General features: G+C 34.8%; 16 protein-coding genes. All 16 read left to right on the top strand.

Features of this window, described 5'->3' with window-relative positions:
* The first annotated feature begins 50 nt into the window (after positions 1 to 50).
* A complete protein-coding gene (locus tag ACTNES_RS14305; RefSeq protein ID WP_441039794.1) occupies positions 51 to 701 on the top strand; it encodes a hypothetical protein in 651 nt (216 codons plus the stop codon).
* 322 nt (positions 702 to 1,023) lie between these two features.
* Entirely contained in the window at positions 1,024 to 2,145 is a 1,122-nt protein-coding gene (locus ACTNES_RS14300; protein ID WP_441039793.1) for a glycosyltransferase family 4 protein, read from the top strand.
* A gap of 169 nt (positions 2,146 to 2,314) precedes the next feature.
* The gene (locus tag ACTNES_RS14295; protein WP_441039791.1) at positions 2,315 to 3,421 is read left to right on the top strand and encodes an EpsG family protein; all 1,107 of its coding nucleotides are present in this window, start codon (positions 2,315 to 2,317) and stop codon (positions 3,419 to 3,421) included.
* A 28-nt stretch (positions 3,422 to 3,449) separates the two neighbouring features.
* Positions 3,450 to 4,274: a glycosyltransferase gene (locus tag ACTNES_RS14290; RefSeq protein ID WP_441039790.1), complete on the top strand. Its 825-nt coding sequence runs from the start codon at positions 3,450 to 3,452 to the stop codon at positions 4,272 to 4,274.
* A gap of 13 nt (positions 4,275 to 4,287) precedes the next feature.
* Positions 4,288 to 5,418 carry a glycosyltransferase gene (locus ACTNES_RS14285; protein ID WP_441039788.1) on the top strand — a complete coding sequence of 377 codons (1,131 nt, stop codon included), beginning with the start codon at positions 4,288 to 4,290 and terminating at the stop codon, positions 5,416 to 5,418.
* On the top strand, positions 5,415 to 5,957 hold the full coding sequence (locus ACTNES_RS14280) for a DapH/DapD/GlmU-related protein (protein ID WP_441039786.1): 543 nt from the start codon (positions 5,415 to 5,417) through the stop codon (positions 5,955 to 5,957). Before ACTNES_RS14285 ends, ACTNES_RS14280 begins: the two co-directional genes overlap by 4 nt.
* The gene (locus tag ACTNES_RS14275) at positions 5,954 to 6,970 is read left to right on the top strand and encodes a glycosyltransferase family 2 protein (RefSeq protein ID WP_441039784.1); all 1,017 of its coding nucleotides are present in this window, start codon (positions 5,954 to 5,956) and stop codon (positions 6,968 to 6,970) included. The genes ACTNES_RS14280 and ACTNES_RS14275 overlap by 4 nt, the downstream gene beginning before the upstream one ends.
* Before the next feature lie 39 nt (positions 6,971 to 7,009).
* Complete coding sequence (locus ACTNES_RS14270) at positions 7,010 to 8,056, top strand: glycosyltransferase family 2 protein (protein WP_441039782.1); 1,047 nt, start codon at positions 7,010 to 7,012, stop codon at positions 8,054 to 8,056.
* Positions 8,043 to 8,981 (top strand): glycosyltransferase family 2 protein, encoded by a 939-nt coding sequence (locus ACTNES_RS14265; RefSeq protein WP_441039781.1) that lies wholly within the window; start codon positions 8,043 to 8,045, stop codon positions 8,979 to 8,981. Before ACTNES_RS14270 ends, ACTNES_RS14265 begins: the two co-directional genes overlap by 14 nt.
* 64 nt (positions 8,982 to 9,045) lie before the next feature.
* Positions 9,046 to 9,978, top strand: coding sequence for a polysaccharide pyruvyl transferase family protein (locus tag ACTNES_RS14260; protein ID WP_441039779.1), 933 nt, complete (start codon positions 9,046 to 9,048; stop codon positions 9,976 to 9,978).
* Positions 9,979 to 10,048: 70 nt separating this feature from the next.
* Positions 10,049 to 11,056: a capsular polysaccharide synthesis protein gene (locus tag ACTNES_RS14255; protein WP_441039777.1), complete on the top strand. Its 1,008-nt coding sequence runs from the start codon at positions 10,049 to 10,051 to the stop codon at positions 11,054 to 11,056.
* Complete coding sequence (locus ACTNES_RS14250) at positions 11,053 to 11,826, top strand: glycosyltransferase family 32 protein (RefSeq protein WP_441039775.1); 774 nt, start codon at positions 11,053 to 11,055, stop codon at positions 11,824 to 11,826. Before ACTNES_RS14255 ends, ACTNES_RS14250 begins: the two co-directional genes overlap by 4 nt.
* Position 11,827: 1 nt before the next feature.
* A complete protein-coding gene (locus ACTNES_RS14245; RefSeq protein ID WP_441039774.1) occupies positions 11,828 to 12,724 on the top strand; it encodes a glycosyltransferase family 2 protein in 897 nt (298 codons plus the stop codon).
* Positions 12,717 to 13,871, top strand: a complete 1,155-nt coding sequence (locus tag ACTNES_RS14240; protein ID WP_441039772.1) for a polysaccharide pyruvyl transferase family protein — start codon at positions 12,717 to 12,719, stop codon at positions 13,869 to 13,871. The genes ACTNES_RS14245 and ACTNES_RS14240 overlap by 8 nt, the downstream gene beginning before the upstream one ends.
* Before the next feature lie 21 nt (positions 13,872 to 13,892).
* Positions 13,893 to 15,422, top strand: a complete 1,530-nt coding sequence (locus ACTNES_RS14235; protein ID WP_441039771.1) for an oligosaccharide flippase family protein — start codon at positions 13,893 to 13,895, stop codon at positions 15,420 to 15,422.
* Between the two features lie 57 nt (positions 15,423 to 15,479).
* A partial coding sequence (locus ACTNES_RS14230) for a 4Fe-4S dicluster domain-containing protein (protein WP_441039769.1) occupies positions 15,480 to 16,044 on the top strand: 565 nt, incomplete at its 3' end.

The raw sequence follows: 16,044 nt of genomic DNA, 5'->3' as shown, positions 1-16,044 counted from the left end.
ATTGTTATACTATAAGGTAATGCTGGCATAATTGACCTCCATAAAATGTATTGATTAAGTCCATTATACCAGATATCGAAGCTATCAACAACTTAATTTATATTATACTAGATATCGGAGAAATCGGCAGTCTGGTAGATATTGAACACAATCCGAAAGTCAAGGAAAGTGAAGCCTATATGCGGTGGGCAAAGATCCATAATCTGCAGGAACAGTCCAAGACATTTAATTATATGTCAGAGCATGGGCTGTTAAATGGAACCCAGTTGGATGAAGAACTGGCGGCTCTGCAGACAGCATACGATCAGGCAAAAGAAGAAGTGAAGGAAACAGAAAAGCGGCTGAAAGAAGTCAACCGATCTCTTCGTCTCATGGGGCAGTATTACCGGACGAAAAAGGTATATCAGTCTTATCGCAGAAGCAGCAATAAGAAAAGCTACCGGGAGGAATACAGTTCAGAATTGGCACTTTATGATGCGGCTGTGAAAGAACTGCGGTCAATTTATAGTGACGGAAAGTTTCCACCGATACAGGACTTAAAGAAGAAAAAAACAGAACTATCCAGTCAAAAGTCGGAACAGTATGAAAATTACCGGGACATAAGAAATCAATGGATGGATGTGTCCAGGATTGTGCGCAACAGGGATAGTTTTCTGAAAAAACAGAGAGATCAAGAACGTACTGAATCTCCGAAAATGTAATATTTTTCAAGTATTTGTTAAATAAAGGCAAAAAGAACTTTATAAGCTTGCAAAATTGGTACGAAAGCCCGCAAAATCGGCGTGAATGTTTATTGTCACCTTATTGCAAAAGTGATATAATAGCGACTGAATAAGATGGGGGCATCTATACAATGTTGCTCCAGTTTATTTACTGATAAGAACGGACTGAATGATTAAAACTGCAGAACTCCTGATACAAAAATGTAGACAGACATATGCAGTTATTTTTAGGTATATGGGGGATAAGCATGAGTTGCAATTATCTCTTACTTTAATTATAGAAAGATAGGTGCAAATGGTTTTGAATAAAGCAGAAGATAAAAAGAAAAGGCAGTCGAAGAAAATTTTGATCGCAACAAATCATGCTTATATGTTGTGGCAGTTTCGAAGGGAACTAATAGCGGAATTGAAAAAAGAACATGAAGTAATATTGAGTCTTCCTTTTGATGAAGAGCATCATGAAAAACCATTCCAGGAGATGGGTGTCAAATGTATTGACACTCCGATTGAGCGCAGAGGCATTAACCCTCTGACAGATTTCAAATTGATGAAGCATTATAAGAAGATACTTCTGGATGAACATCCTGATCTGGTTATTACATATTCGATTAAACCGAATGTTTATGCTGGCCTAATCTGTGGCAGAATGGGTATTCCTTTTTGTGCCAATGTGCAGGGGCTGGGAACAGCGTTCCAAAAGGCGGGTCTGGCGCAGTTCGTTACATTGCTTTATAAGATAGCGTTTCGAAAAGTTCGGACGGTTTTCTTTGAGAATGAGGGAAACGCAGAAGAATTTCAGAAGCGACATATTATTCCGGCAAATAAACAGAAACTACTCCATGGTGCGGGGATCAACCTAGAACGATATCCATATTATCCCTATCCGGAGAATGAGAAGATACATTTCCTCTACCTGGGCAGGATCATGAAAGAAAAAGGAATTGATGAACTGTTCGCAGCGGTGAGAAGTCTTTATTTCAAACGAGAGGATTTTGTACTGGATATTGTAGGGTTTTATGAAGATGATTACAAGGAACAGATAGAGAGTCTGGTACGGGAAGGAATTGCTATTTTTCATGGCTTTCAGGAGAATCCATTGCCATATTATGTAGCAGCGGATTGTATTGTTCTCCCGAGCTACCATGAAGGAATGAGCAATGTCCTTTTGGAAGGTGCGGCAGTTGGAAGACCGTTGATTACCAGTGATATTCCTGGATGCCGTGAGGCCGTTGACCCAGGCGTAACAGGAATTTTGGTTAAGGTAAAAAATACGGAAAGCCTACGGGAAGCAATGGAGACATTCTTGAACAAAACACATGTTAGTCGGGCTTTGATGGGAGAAGCTGGTCGGAGGAGAATGGAGCAAATATTTGATAAGACACAGGTTGTTAAGGACACGATCCAGGCACTTGGTATAGGCTAAAGAGTCCCCCACCATGAAGATTAGGAATGTTTTCTGCGTTTTGGGGAGTCTTCACAATTTGACGAAAATTATACGACTTGTGTTCAAATGAACTTGTGTCCATAAAGAACAGAGGTTCATTTGAACATAAGTTGGACAAGAAGAATAGATAGAAACTGGAGAGAATGAAATGACATTAACAAATTATTGGTGGCTATTGATTTGGCTATTTGTAGGCGGCGGTGTTTTAGCAGTTGTTATACCGAAGCAAAAGTTATATGTATTAGGGAAATACGAAGATAGATGGAGAATTGTACCAGCTTTAATATTAGCTATTCCTTACGCTGTGTGGGCAGGTTTTCGGGGAGATGGTTTTGGAGATACTTCTGCCTATCGATTCATGTTTGATATAGCACCTTCATCTATTCCGGAGTTGCTGACTACGTTAGTGGGGGATGGCAAAGATAAGGGTTTTACTGCTCTAACTACTTTTTTCAAAATAACTTTTGGGAATTCAGATGTAACATTTTTCTTATTTATTGCCATATTTCAGATTCTTTGTATAGTTTTTATTTATCGAAAATATTCAACGGATTATTGGATGAGCTTTTTTCTATTTGTTGTATCAACAGATTATATGTCATGGATGTTTAATGGGATACGACAGTTTATCGCCGCAGCTGGATTTTTAGCGTGTTTTGGATTGTTGGTAAAGAAAAAATATGGCTTGCTTATTTGTATTATATTATTGTTATCCACTATTCATGCTTCGGTTTTAATTATGATACCTATTATTTTTATTATTCAGGGAAAAGCATGGAATCGAAAAACAATCTTATTTATTCTAGCGATAGGTGTCATGATATTGTTTATTGATAGATTTACACCATTTTTGGATAATTTTCTTGCCGAGACGCAGTACAGCGATATCGTTACAAATGATTTATGGACAAGCGATGATGGAACAAGTATTTTTCGAATATTAGTTTATTCGGTTCCAGCAATTTTATCACTGATTGGGAAAAAATACATTGATGAAGCCAATGATCCTGTAATTAACATCTGTACTAACGCTAGTGCGTGTACTATGATTCTTTATGCTCTTGCAGGAGTGTCATCTGGAATTTACATTGGAAGACTTCCTATTTATACTACTTTGATCGGATATATAGCATTTCCGTGGATGATTAACAATATGTTTACAAAGCAATCCACAAAAATGATTAAGATTGCTATGATAATTGCGTATATTCTATTCTTTTATTATCAGATGCATATTACTTGGCATATGTTATAAAACATAAAAGATTGAAAGGAAATCTATTATGAAAAATGAAGATAGAGATACATTACCTGAAATCAGTGTGATTATGGGGATTTATAATTGTGAAAAGACATTGGAAGAAGCCATTGATTGCATTTTGAACCAAACTTTTGAAAAGTGGGAATTGATACTTTGTGATGATGGGTCATCAGATAATACTTATTGTATTGCAGACCAATATCAAAAAAAATATCCTGATAAGATAATATTATTAAAAAATGATTTAAATAGAGGCTTAAATGCGACATTGAATCGTTGTCTTAACGTTGCAAAAGGTAAATATATCGCAAGAATGGATGGAGACGACCGGTGTAGTAAGTTTCGATTTGAACGAGAATTGTCGGTTTTTCGGGAAAATCCCGAACTCTATATTGTAAGTACTGATATGGAGTATTTCGATGAAACTGGAGTATGGGGACACATTTCACATCCTACTAAGCCGGTTGCGAAAGATTTTTTGCATGGCACACCATTTTGTCATGCGCCATGTCTGGTAAAAAAAGAGGCATATGATGCAGTAGGGGGCTATTCGGAATCTAACAGATTGCTGCGTGTAGAAGACTATCATCTCTGGATGAAGATGTATAAAAAAGGATTTTACGGCGAGAATATCCACGAACCTTTGTATCAGATGAGAGATGATAGAAATGCCTATGCCAGGAGGAAAATGAAGTATAGAGTAAATGAGGCATATGTGAGGTATTTAGCGGTCAAAGAACTTAAGCTGCCGGTTATAGGGTATATTTTTGCGTTGCGTCCTATACTTGTGGGATTATTGCCGTCATCAATTTATGATATTTTACATAAGAGAAATTTACATAGGTGAGGAGGAAATAGACATGCTAAAAATACTGTTTCTGATTCACGATCTGGGTCAAGGCGGAGCAGAGAAGGTATTGGTTAATCTTGTTAATAATATGGATCAGACTAAATTTTCAATAACAGTGGTCTCTCTATTTGGAGGAGGTGTTAACGAACAGTTTCTGGCTCCTCATATAAGATATCGTACTATCTTTAAAAGATCGTTTCCTGCAAATAGTTACATAATGAAAGCGTTTTCGCCTAAGCAATTGCATGGGTTTTTTATAAAAGAAAAATATGATATAGAAGTAGCTTATTTAGAAGGACCCTCCGCAAGAATTATTAGTGGCTGTCATAACAAAGAGACAAAGCTGGTGTCATGGATACACTGCACCATGCATTCGGAAAAAAATGTAGCAGAATCCTTTCGTAGTATTCAAGAAGCAAAAAACTGTTATAAACGATTTCATTATATGGTATATGTATCAAAAACATGTGAGAAAGCATTTCAGAAATTTTGTCCAACCAGAGGTAACAATGTGGTTTTATATAATACGAATGACAGTGATGCCATTCGTAATTCGGCAAAAAGAAAGATAGATGACAAGGAGTTTCCAATAGACACTTTTTTGTGGTGTGGTATGGGAAAACTAATTCCAGTCAAAGCTTTTGATCGAATGTTGCGGATTCAGGAACGCTTAATATCTGGCGGAAGAAATGTGCATTTATTTATTTTGGGAGATGGACCGCTTAAGGGAGAATTAGAAAAGTGGTGTAGTGACCATGGGATATCTTCTAGCGTAACATTTTTGGGATATCAGACGAATCCGTATAAATATTTAGCAAAATGTGATTTGTTTGTATGTTCGAGTTATTCAGAAGGATTTTCTACAGCTGCGACCGAAGCATTAATAGTAGGTGTACCTGTTTGTTCTGTGGAAGTATCAGGTATGCGGGAGATGTTGGGGGAAGATAACGAATATGGAGTAATAACTGATAATAATGAAGAAGATCTTTATGAAGCAATTCAATCATTAGTAGATAATCCTAAATTGCTTACTCACTATAAAATTAAAGCTAAAGAAAGAGGCGATGATTTTACTATGAGTAAAACAGTAAAAGCGGTAGAAGATTTCTTTTTAAGAATGAGAGGTACAGACCAGTTATGAATTTGATAAAAGAGTTTATATATCGAATAAGAGGCGAATACACAACAGAGAAGTTAATTCGCATGGGAATGAAGGTGGGGAATCACTTCGAACGATTAAATGGTGTCATACTAGATCCGTCTCACTGTTGGCTCATAGAAATTGGAGAGAATGTTACACTTGCTCCAAGAGTACATATTTTATGTCATGATGCAAGTACAAAAAATTTTTTGGGATATACAAAAATTGGGCGTGTAACCATAGGGAATAATGTATTTGTAGGCGCAGAGACTGTAATTATGCCAGGTGTAACTATAGGGAATAATGTAATAATTGGTGCTAATAGTACAGTAACACACGATGTGTCAGATGGCGTTGTTGTGGCTGGTTCTCCAGCCAAAGTTATTTCTACTTTAGATAACTATTTAACAAAAGAAAAGAAGAGAATGGAAAGTGCCCTCTGCTACGACGAAAAATACACACTTCGTCAAAATATAAGTATGGAAAAACGGATGCAGCAGAAGGAAGATCTAAAAGATGGAATAGGATATACAATATGAATATGACAGTAAAAGTATCGCTCATAATGCCTGCATATAACATAGAGTCAGAAATCAAACGTAGCATTGAAAGTGTTTTAAAGCAAACATATACTAATATAGAGCTAATAATTGTTGACGATGGATCGAAGGATTCAACACCTAATATTATAGATCAATATGCAAAATATCACGCTAATATTATTCCGATACACCGGGAAAATGGAGGTGTATTTAGCGCTCGTATTGATGGGATCTTTCAGTCTACAGGTGACTATATTGGATTTATTGATGGTGATGATTATATTGAGCCGGAGATGATAGAACAGCTTTTGAAAAATGCAATAGAGCATAATGCTGATATATCACATTGTGGTTATAAAATGGTATTTCCTAACGGTAAAGTAGATTTATATTATGGTACGGGTAATAGAGTGCTTCAAGATAATGAAAAAGGCGTTATTGATCTTTTGGAAGGTAAATATATTGAACCAGGTTTATGGAACAAACTTTATCGGAGGGAATTATTTGAAAAAATAGGATTAAATGAACTAGATTATAGTATTAAAATTAACGAAGATCTTTTGCTCAATTACTATCTTTTTAAAGAATCGAAACGTGCTATATATGAAGACCAATGCTACTATCATTATATGCTTCGGGTAAACTCTGCAGCGACATCCACAATAAACAAAAATAAACTGTCTGACCCATTGAAGGTCTTAAAGATAATGCTTGAAGATAATACTCAAGAGGATATATATTATGAGTTAATTTTAGTTCGTCTGACACGTCAGTTGATAGCATTATCGACTATGAGTAGTAGACCAGATCCAAAATTGATTCGACCTTATAAAAGAAAGGCTCAACGGGAATTAAGAAGTCGGTTAATGTCAGTTTTGAAGTGTAAAGGCTGTAATAGTAAAGTGAAGATAATGGCTATATGGACAGCTATTTTACCTATTACATATCAAACAATACATTTTTTGTATGGAAGATTAACGGGGCTAGATAAAAAATATTCTTTGGATTGATTGGAGGAATGTCTATAAAGATGGAATAAACACGTTTTTATGGACACAAATGGTATTATGAATAGTAAAATAAAAGACTCCGACATTAAAATCAGCTTTATTGTAGCAGTTTTTAATATTGAAGTCTTTGTAAGCGAATGTATTGAATCGTTAATTCATCAGACATATAGAAACATAGAAATTATTCTAATTGATGATGGTTCTACTGATAATAGCGGCAAGATATGTGATCAATATGCAAGTAAAGACAGTAGAGTACGAACAATACATCAAAAAAACATGGGGCTTTCAGAAGCCAGAAATACTGGAATGCGTAATGCTACAGGTGATTATATAGGATTTGTTGATGGTGATGATATTGTTTCGTTGGAGTGTGCAAGAATAGCAGTGGAAACCTTGAAGAGAAGCCCCTGTGATATTCTGTTTTGGAAATACAAACAGTTCATTGAAGCGAAGCAATGTTATGACAATCAAACATCAGTTAGAGATTGTAGAAGGGTTAATCCGCCTAAGTGCTTAGAAGAATTGTTATTGCACAATTTGAATGAAGAAGTTTGGAATGGAATATACAAAAAGATAATTGCAGTAACTGAAAAATTTCCAGCAAAAAAGCAGAATGAAGATGTTTTTTGGAAATATAGGGTTATATTAAAAGCAAATGATATAGGATTTATTTCAGATCAATTATATTTTTACAGAATACGACCGGGTAGTATAACTCAGAGTCCGTTTTCGTGGAAACGTTTTGATTCATTAGAAGGAAGATATAGAAGAACCAAAGATATAATCGAAAATTATCCAGAATTAAAAGCGACTGCCCTGAGTGAAATATATGCTGAAGCTATGTTTTTATATAGTGATGTTGTTTCTAGTTTGCACGGAGAAGAGAGAAAGCTAGGACTAAAAAGAATAAACTATTATTTGGACAAATTACCTTTCAGATTTTCTGAGATTTTGTTTAATGATAAGATTTCGAAAATGAGAAAAGTAACTTTAGTTCTTTCAAAAATATCCTTTGCGGCAACTTCTAGGTTAAAGGTGTTTATTTTAAAAAGACTAGGGAGGGATGTCTTTGGAACTCATTAGCGTAATTATTCCTATATATAAAGTGGAAGAATATTTGGATCATTGTATAAAAAGCATAGTGGAACAAACCTATCGAAAATTGGAAATAATATTGGTTGATGATGGCTCACCGGACAAGTGCCCTTTAAAATGCGACGAATGGGCTGAACGGGACGGGCGCATTCGAGTTATTCATAAAAAAAATGGAGGTTTGTCTGATGCAAGAAATGTTGGTATGAGTATTGCTAAAGGATCATATATTTCTTTTATCGACAGTGATGATTGGATTTCACCTGATTTTTATGAAAAATTATATCGTTCAATAACTGATAGCAATGCACAAATAGCAGCAAGTGGAATTGTTTGGGCCTATAATGATCACTTGCAATATGATGATTTTATATATGATCGATATATATTTTCAGCTGAAGATGCCTTAGAAACGTTAATACAGGGGCGAGGTTTTTATGCGGTTGCTTGGAATAAGCTCTATAAGAAATCTTTATTTGATGGGATAGAATTTCCTATCGGTAAGTTGCATGAAGACGAATTTGTTACGTATAAATTAGTTGGGAAAGCAACAAAACTTGTTCTTTGCCAAAAAGTATTCTATTATTACAGGCAAAGAGAGGGGAGTATTATGAAGGAATGGTCCATCAGACATTTGGATGCACTAGATGCGTTCTTTCAGAGAAATAAGTATCTGGCGAAAAATTATCCAAAATTGTATGTGAGTGATAAAGTGACTTTACTCATGGCATGTGTAGGTTTTTTTCGTGAATGCAGTAAATTAGAGGACTGCCAGTCAGAAAAGAAAAAAATACGACAAAGTAGTAAGAATATCAAATTCAATATAAAAGAACTATGCATGTTGGATCGTAAATCACTTTTAAATGTTATTAAAGGAAAGGTATTTTTTACATATGCATACAGATATTGTAAGTAAAATAGAAGGATATCTCCGATTTATAAAACCAGATATGAGGAGAGAATGGAACAGCAGGAATAAAATGATATTTGGGGATGAATATCGTCCAGTTCAAAAGAACAGAGTTAATCTTTTCTGGACAGGAACATACAAAGGAGAAATAACGGAACATGAAAATTTAGGGGACTATTTGTCTTTAGTAGTTGTTGAGTATATGCTAAAACAGCGTGGACTTGATTTGAATGCTCAAATAGATAGAACCGAGTATTTATATGCTATTGGTAGTATAATTGGATTCGGCTTACAAGATGCGACTATTTGGGGAAGTGGTCTCCTACGTAAAGAAAATGCGTTTCGTCTAGTTCGATCGAAGCTGGACATTAGAGCTGTGCGTGGCCCATACACAAAGGAGTACTTGAATAAAATGGGTTTTAATTGTCCGGAAATATATGGCGATCCGGCTGTTTTGATGCCAATTATATATTCATGTAATGCTGAGAAAAGATATTCGTGTTCTATTGTTTTACATCATTCAAGTGGACTGCGAGAACATATTGATGAGTTGAAAGATATGGGACTACATTATATTGAAATAAAAACTACAAACTATAAACATTTTGTAGACGAAATAGCTCAATCAGATATGGTGATAAGCTCTGCGCTACATGGCATTATATTGGCAGAGGCTTATGGTGTTCCAACTGTTTATTTAAAGGACATAGAAATCAATCAAGATTTTAAATTTGACGATTATTATAGCGGAACGGGTCGAGTACAATATGAATATGCTCGGACAATAGATGAAGCAATTAAAATTAAGCCAGTTAATAATCTTCCAAAATTAGGAAACATGTGTTCTGCACTAATGGAAACATTCCCTTACGATTTGTGGCCTGGGGGGGGGACATATGTTCTTGAATGTTTAATTATTGTACAATCCGATCTGTTGCTTTTATATTCGTGCTATATATTTGTTATTACATATATTTATAATATTAACTCGATAGTGCAATAATGGAGAAATGCCGCTAATCACATTTATATAGAAAGGACTTGCTTTAAGGGATAGCGTTCTGGTGGGAAAGATGGGAGAAAATAGAGTATTCAGAGTTATAAAAAAAATATCTACAGATTTTTTTAAAGATATAAAATACTATTCTGTAAAACTAGCATTATTACGTACTGCAGAAACAATATTTCAAACTTTGCGGTTAAAAAATGTGGCACGTTATTTTCAAACAAAGAAGACTGCCTATGTACTCGAATATTTGAAAAGCCACTATGGTTATGTATTTACAAAATCAGTAAATGAAGAAAGCAAGGGTGAAAGAGAAACAAGTATATTTAACAAACCTATATGGATTTGTTGGTTAGATGGAATAGAGAATGCTCCATTGTTGGTACAAAAATGTGTATCTAGTATTAAAAAAAATGCAGGTAACCATCCAGTGAATATAATTACTCAAGATAATTATACTGAATTTGTAACACTGCCGGAATATATTATGGAGAAGAAAGAAAAAGGCCTGATAGGAGCTGCCCATTTTTCAGATGTTTTGAGAGTATGTCTATTGGCTCAATACGGGGGATTATGGCTAGATGCAACGATATATTGTAAAGGGAAATTGCCAGACAATTATTTTGAAAATGATTTTTTTACTTGTAAAAGTGAGCCGAGTGATGTCGGATGCGTTTCAAAAAATCAATGGACAACCTTTTGTTTGGGGGGCACTCAAGACTGTATTATATTTCAAGTTTTACGAAACTTCTTTTTTGAGTATTGGAAAACGGAAGATTGTGCGATAGATTATCTTTTTTTTGATGATGCAATCGAGGTTGCAAGAGAATATTTGTCGGAGATCAATTATCTGATAAATGCAGTCCCATACAATAATACTGAACGTGATTGCTTAATTATGCGTTTTGCTGATCCATGGGAAAAAGGATGTGTAGATGATTTATTTGCCGGAACTACTATTTTGTTTAAGCTTGGATATAGAGAAAAACAGTTTCTTAACGAGTTTACAAATAAAGGTGAACCAACTGTGTATGCAGCTTTTTTAAAGGATTTTGAAATGGGAGGGACTATATGATACCAAAGGTAATTCATTACTGCTGGTTTGGACGAAATGAAAAATCAGATCTTATCAAGAAATGTATAGAAAGCTGGCAAAAATACTGTCCAGAATATCAGATAATTGAATGGAATGAGAATAATTTTGACGTGAATACTTGTGAATATACTAGGGAAGCTTATCTTGCTAAAAAATGGGCATTTGTTTCTGATTATGCAAGGCTCAAAATAATATTTGAAAATGGCGGAATATATCTTGATACTGATGTGGAGTTAAAGCAAGGACTGGATAATTGTTTGAATTACGATGCTTGGTTTGCGCAGGACGACATTCGTTATATAAATACAGGATTAGGATTTGGAGCCTGTAAAGGAAATTTACTATTAAAAAAAATGTTAGATATTAGATCAGCCCGTTCTTTTGATATGACAATTTGTAATGCTATAGACACACCAATTATAAAGGAATATTTACGCTACAAACAAAGTCGTCAGTCTCAGATAATAAAAAATACATTACTTATCGGAATGAATGAGTATTCCGCCTATGCAAAACATTGGGAAGGAAATTCTTGGAAAGACGAGGCCAGTAGAGAGTTTCAGAAAGAAAGACGTGAAAAAGGTTGGAAACTAAAACGATTTTTGCGCAATCCAAACGTTATGAATTGGTTAGAAAGAAATGGAGAAACTAAGTTCTCAAAACTATATGTCTTTTTAACGTACGATTTACTTGATAATGGGCCGATGTATTTTATTAAGCGTGTGCTAAAGAAAGCAAGGAAAAAATGAAATGGTTAAGATAACGGTATTTACGCCAACATATAACAGAGCGTATATTATTTCGAATTTGTATAAATCGCTTCAGCGCCAAACGGTTTGCGATTTTGAATGGCTTATTGTTGATGATGGATCATCTGATAACACACAAGAGTTGGTGAATAGATGGCAAAAGGAAGAAAATGCATTCGCTATTTATTATCATTGGCAAGAAAATGGTGGAAAGTGTCGAGCTATCAATAAAGCATTGGAATATGCTAATGGCGAGTTGTTTTTTACAGTTGATTCTGATGATTATCTTACAGATGATGCTATAGAAAAAATAATTAACTGGGAAAGGGATTTGCCAAAGGGGGAAAGATATTGTGGTGTAGCAGGAAACCTTGGCACAAGTCCTACGGAAACACCTAATACGATATTTCCTGGGAATTATTATGAAGGAACATTGCTAGATCGATATAAAAATGTTGACGGTGAAAGGGCGATTGTGTTTTATACAGAAATTCATCGTAAATTTAAGTATCCAGAATTCCCGGGAGAAAAATTTATGACTGAGGCAGTTGTCTATAATCGAATTGCAGCGGCAGGATATAAAATTCGTTTTTATAATGATATAATATGGATTTATAAATATATTGAAGATGGGCTGACAAAATCAGGAAGTGCAGTTTTTATCAATACCCCCCGGGGCTTTGGACTATGGCTTCAAGAAAGAGCAAGATTTCAAAAATATTCTATCTTAAAACGAACTAAAATGTATTATACGTTTACTTGTGATCTTTCAAGTCGATACAATTGCAGACTAATTGCAGAGTGCATAGGTGCGCCGGTCCTCTTGATTCAGTTGATGAGTATAATTCATGCAGGTAGACGTGTTTTTAAAAATACCAGGGAGAAGAACAATGTTTAATTTATATTCTCATGGTGGAAGCGGTAATCATGGATGCGAAGCGATTGTGCGTTCCACCATAAAAGTACTAAATGAAAATTCAGTTAATGTTTTTTCACACAACGTAGATCAAGATGTAAAATATGGAATTGATGATATTTGCAATTTACAAAAAGATACACTAAGTTCCATTCAGCGTGGTAGTTTGAAATGGTTGCTTTCATCTATACAAAGTAAGATAACTGGTCGAATCGATTTAAAAGTCAAATACCAAAGGAAATTATTATTTGAAAATATACATTCAGGTGATATTTGCTTTTCAGTAGGGGGCGATAATTATTGTTATGCAGGTGTTGAGATTCTTGGAGCCGTTAATCATTGTCTTCGTAAAAAGCATTGTAAAACTGTACTTTGGGGATGTAGCGTTGAGCCAGAATTATTGAATAATCAGCAAGTAATAAATGATATTTCAAAATTTGATTTAATTACTGCTAGAGAGTCTATATCATATCAGGCATTGAAAAGAATCAATAATAATACATATTTAATTCCAGATTCTGCCTTTACTTTAGATAGAATAGATTTACCTTTACCGACTGGATGGAAAGAAAATAATACGATAGGTGTTAACGCAAGTCCTTTAATTCTATCAAGTGGAAATAATGAAAATATTGTTATGGAAGCATACAGAAAATTGATTATTACTATTATAGAGAATACTGATAGTACTATAGCATTGATTCCACATGTTGTATGGGATAATAATGACGATAGAGAAATTCTAAAACAGTTATATGAGGAGTTTAAAGACACCGGACGACTTGTACTTGTAGATGATTTTAATTGCATGCAGTTAAAGGGATATATTGCCCGGTGCAGAATGTTTATCGGAGCGAGAACACATGCAACGATAGCTGCATATTCGAGTTGTGTACCAACGCTTGTTCTTGGCTATTCGGTAAAATCACGGGGAATTGCTAAGGACTTATTTGGAACTGATAAGAATTATGTCATCTCGGTTCAGGGCATGAAAGATACTAATTTGTTATCTGAAGGGTTTTTGTGGTTATTAGAGAATGAGAAGAGCATAAAATCACATTTACATTCAATGATGCCAGATTATGTAAATAGAGTATATAATGCTGGCACGTTGGTACAAGCACTATAGTCGACGGAGGTAAATTGTATTTTGAAGAATCAATTACGTTCAGGAGTTATTATCTCGTATTTTAATTTGGCTATAAGCTCGTTAATTCCTTTTATATACACTCCCATAATGCTAGATATGCTGGGGCAATCAGAATATGGATTGTATTCTCTGGCACAATCAGCTGTTTCATATTTATCACTATTAAGTTTTGGATTTGGAAGTACGATTATTAGATATATAGCAAAATATCGAGCTGAAGGTAATAAAGAAGCTGTTGAAAAGACATACGGTTTCTTCATTTTGCTTTATAGTATCTTAGCATTATTAGTTTTAGCTGTAGGTGTACTCATATCGAACAATATTGAACCAATCTTTCATCGTGGGCTAACAGGTGATGAACAATCGAAAATGAGAATATTGGTTTTGATCATGACCTTTAATTCAGCACTGTCATTCCCTGTGAGCGTTTTCTCTTCAATGATTACAGCGTATGAACGATATATTTATCGGAAACTGATAGATATGTTGGCTACTGTAGGGGCACCTATTGCAAATTTGGTGGCACTATATATGGGATATGCATCAATAGGAATGTCACTCGCAGCAACAGTGATTCAGTTTATTATGCTACCGCTGTATGCAGGGTATTGTTTTAAAGTGTTGAGACTCAAGCCACGATTTTCTCTTTTACCAAAACCACTGGTTAAAGAATTGTTTGGATTTTCTGCTTTTATTTTCCTAGGATCGCTTGTTGATATGCTTTTTTGGTCAACAGATAAGGTGATTCTAGGAATGCTATCAAGTAGCGTTGCAGTAGCAATATACAATGTTGGAGGTACATTTAATAATATTGTTATGCAGTTGTCTACTTCTATTTCCGGTGTTTTAACACCTAAAATTACAGGTATGGTAGTTAAAAATGCTTCTAAAGACGAATTAACAGAGCTTTTTATTCGAGTTGGACGATTGCAATTTATTGTAATAGCAATTATTGTATCTGGATTTACTGTTTTCGGGCGGGCTTTTATTAACCTCTGGGCCGGTGCAGAATATGCAGATGCTTATTGGGTCACTATTTTAACTATGTTTCCACTTTGCGTTCCTCTTATCCAAAATACAGGGTTAAGTATAGTTATTGCTCAGAATAAGCACCAATTTCGATCAATTGTTTATCTGATTATTGCCATATTAAATGTGATCTCAACTTATTTGACTGTCCCTACTATGGGATATATTGGCGCTGCATTGTGTTCCTGCATCTCTTATCTTTTGGGACAGGGTCTGATTATGAATGGATATTATTATAAAGTAGTCGGTATTGACATACCTTTATTCTGGAAAAATATTTTAAAATTATCTATTATTCCAGGGTGCATGTTGGTATTAGGGTTGATAATTTCAAACTTTTTTGTAATTACAAATTGGGGGACTTTCTTTGTTGGTGTGCTGATGTTTAGTTGTATATATGCAGTCCTAATGTATGGGTTATCTCTTAATGACTATGAAAAGAATATTTTTAGGAAACCTTTATTAAAAGTTGTGAAAATGGTAGTGCAAAAAGATAGATAATTTATAGATATATTTCAAAAAATGATTTCTATATGTTTTTAGCAGGAGGTGATACTAATGCCAAATCTTGCAAATAAAAGTCAATGTACAGGCTGTACAGCTTGCGCAAGCACTTGCCCTCAGAGTTGTATTCAAATGAGAGAGAATGCAGAAGGCTTCTTATACCCTGTGATAAAAGATAATTTTACATGTATTTCTTGCGGGGCATGTGAAAGAATTTGTCCAATATTAAATGATAATCAAAAGAATAAGGAACAAACTAAGGCTTATGCTGCCTTATCTAAGGATGATGGGATACGAATGGAAAGTTCTTCTGGTGGAGTTTTTTCAGAGCTTGCAAAATTAGTTTTGCAAGCCAATGGAATAGTGTATGGGGCAAGTTATGACAAAGATTTTAAAGTAAAGCATATTGGAATTGAAAACGTAGAATTATTAGGGAAATTGCGTGGAGCTAAATATTCACAAAGTGATTTGTCAACGATCTTTCAAACAATAAAGATGCGACTGGATACCGATAGACAGGTGCTTCTTTCAGGGACACCATGTCAAATTGGTGGATTAAAAGCTTTTTTGAAGAGAGATTATAATAATTTATTCTGTATTGATTTTGTATGTCATGGAG

It is taken from the genome of Blautia sp. HCP3S3_D9, assembly GCF_052063845.1.
In the GTDB taxonomy this organism is placed as follows: domain Bacteria; phylum Bacillota; class Clostridia; order Lachnospirales; family Lachnospiraceae; genus Blautia_A.
Note: the sequence above shows the minus strand (reverse complement) of the source record. Positions and strands in the feature narration are given on the sequence as shown.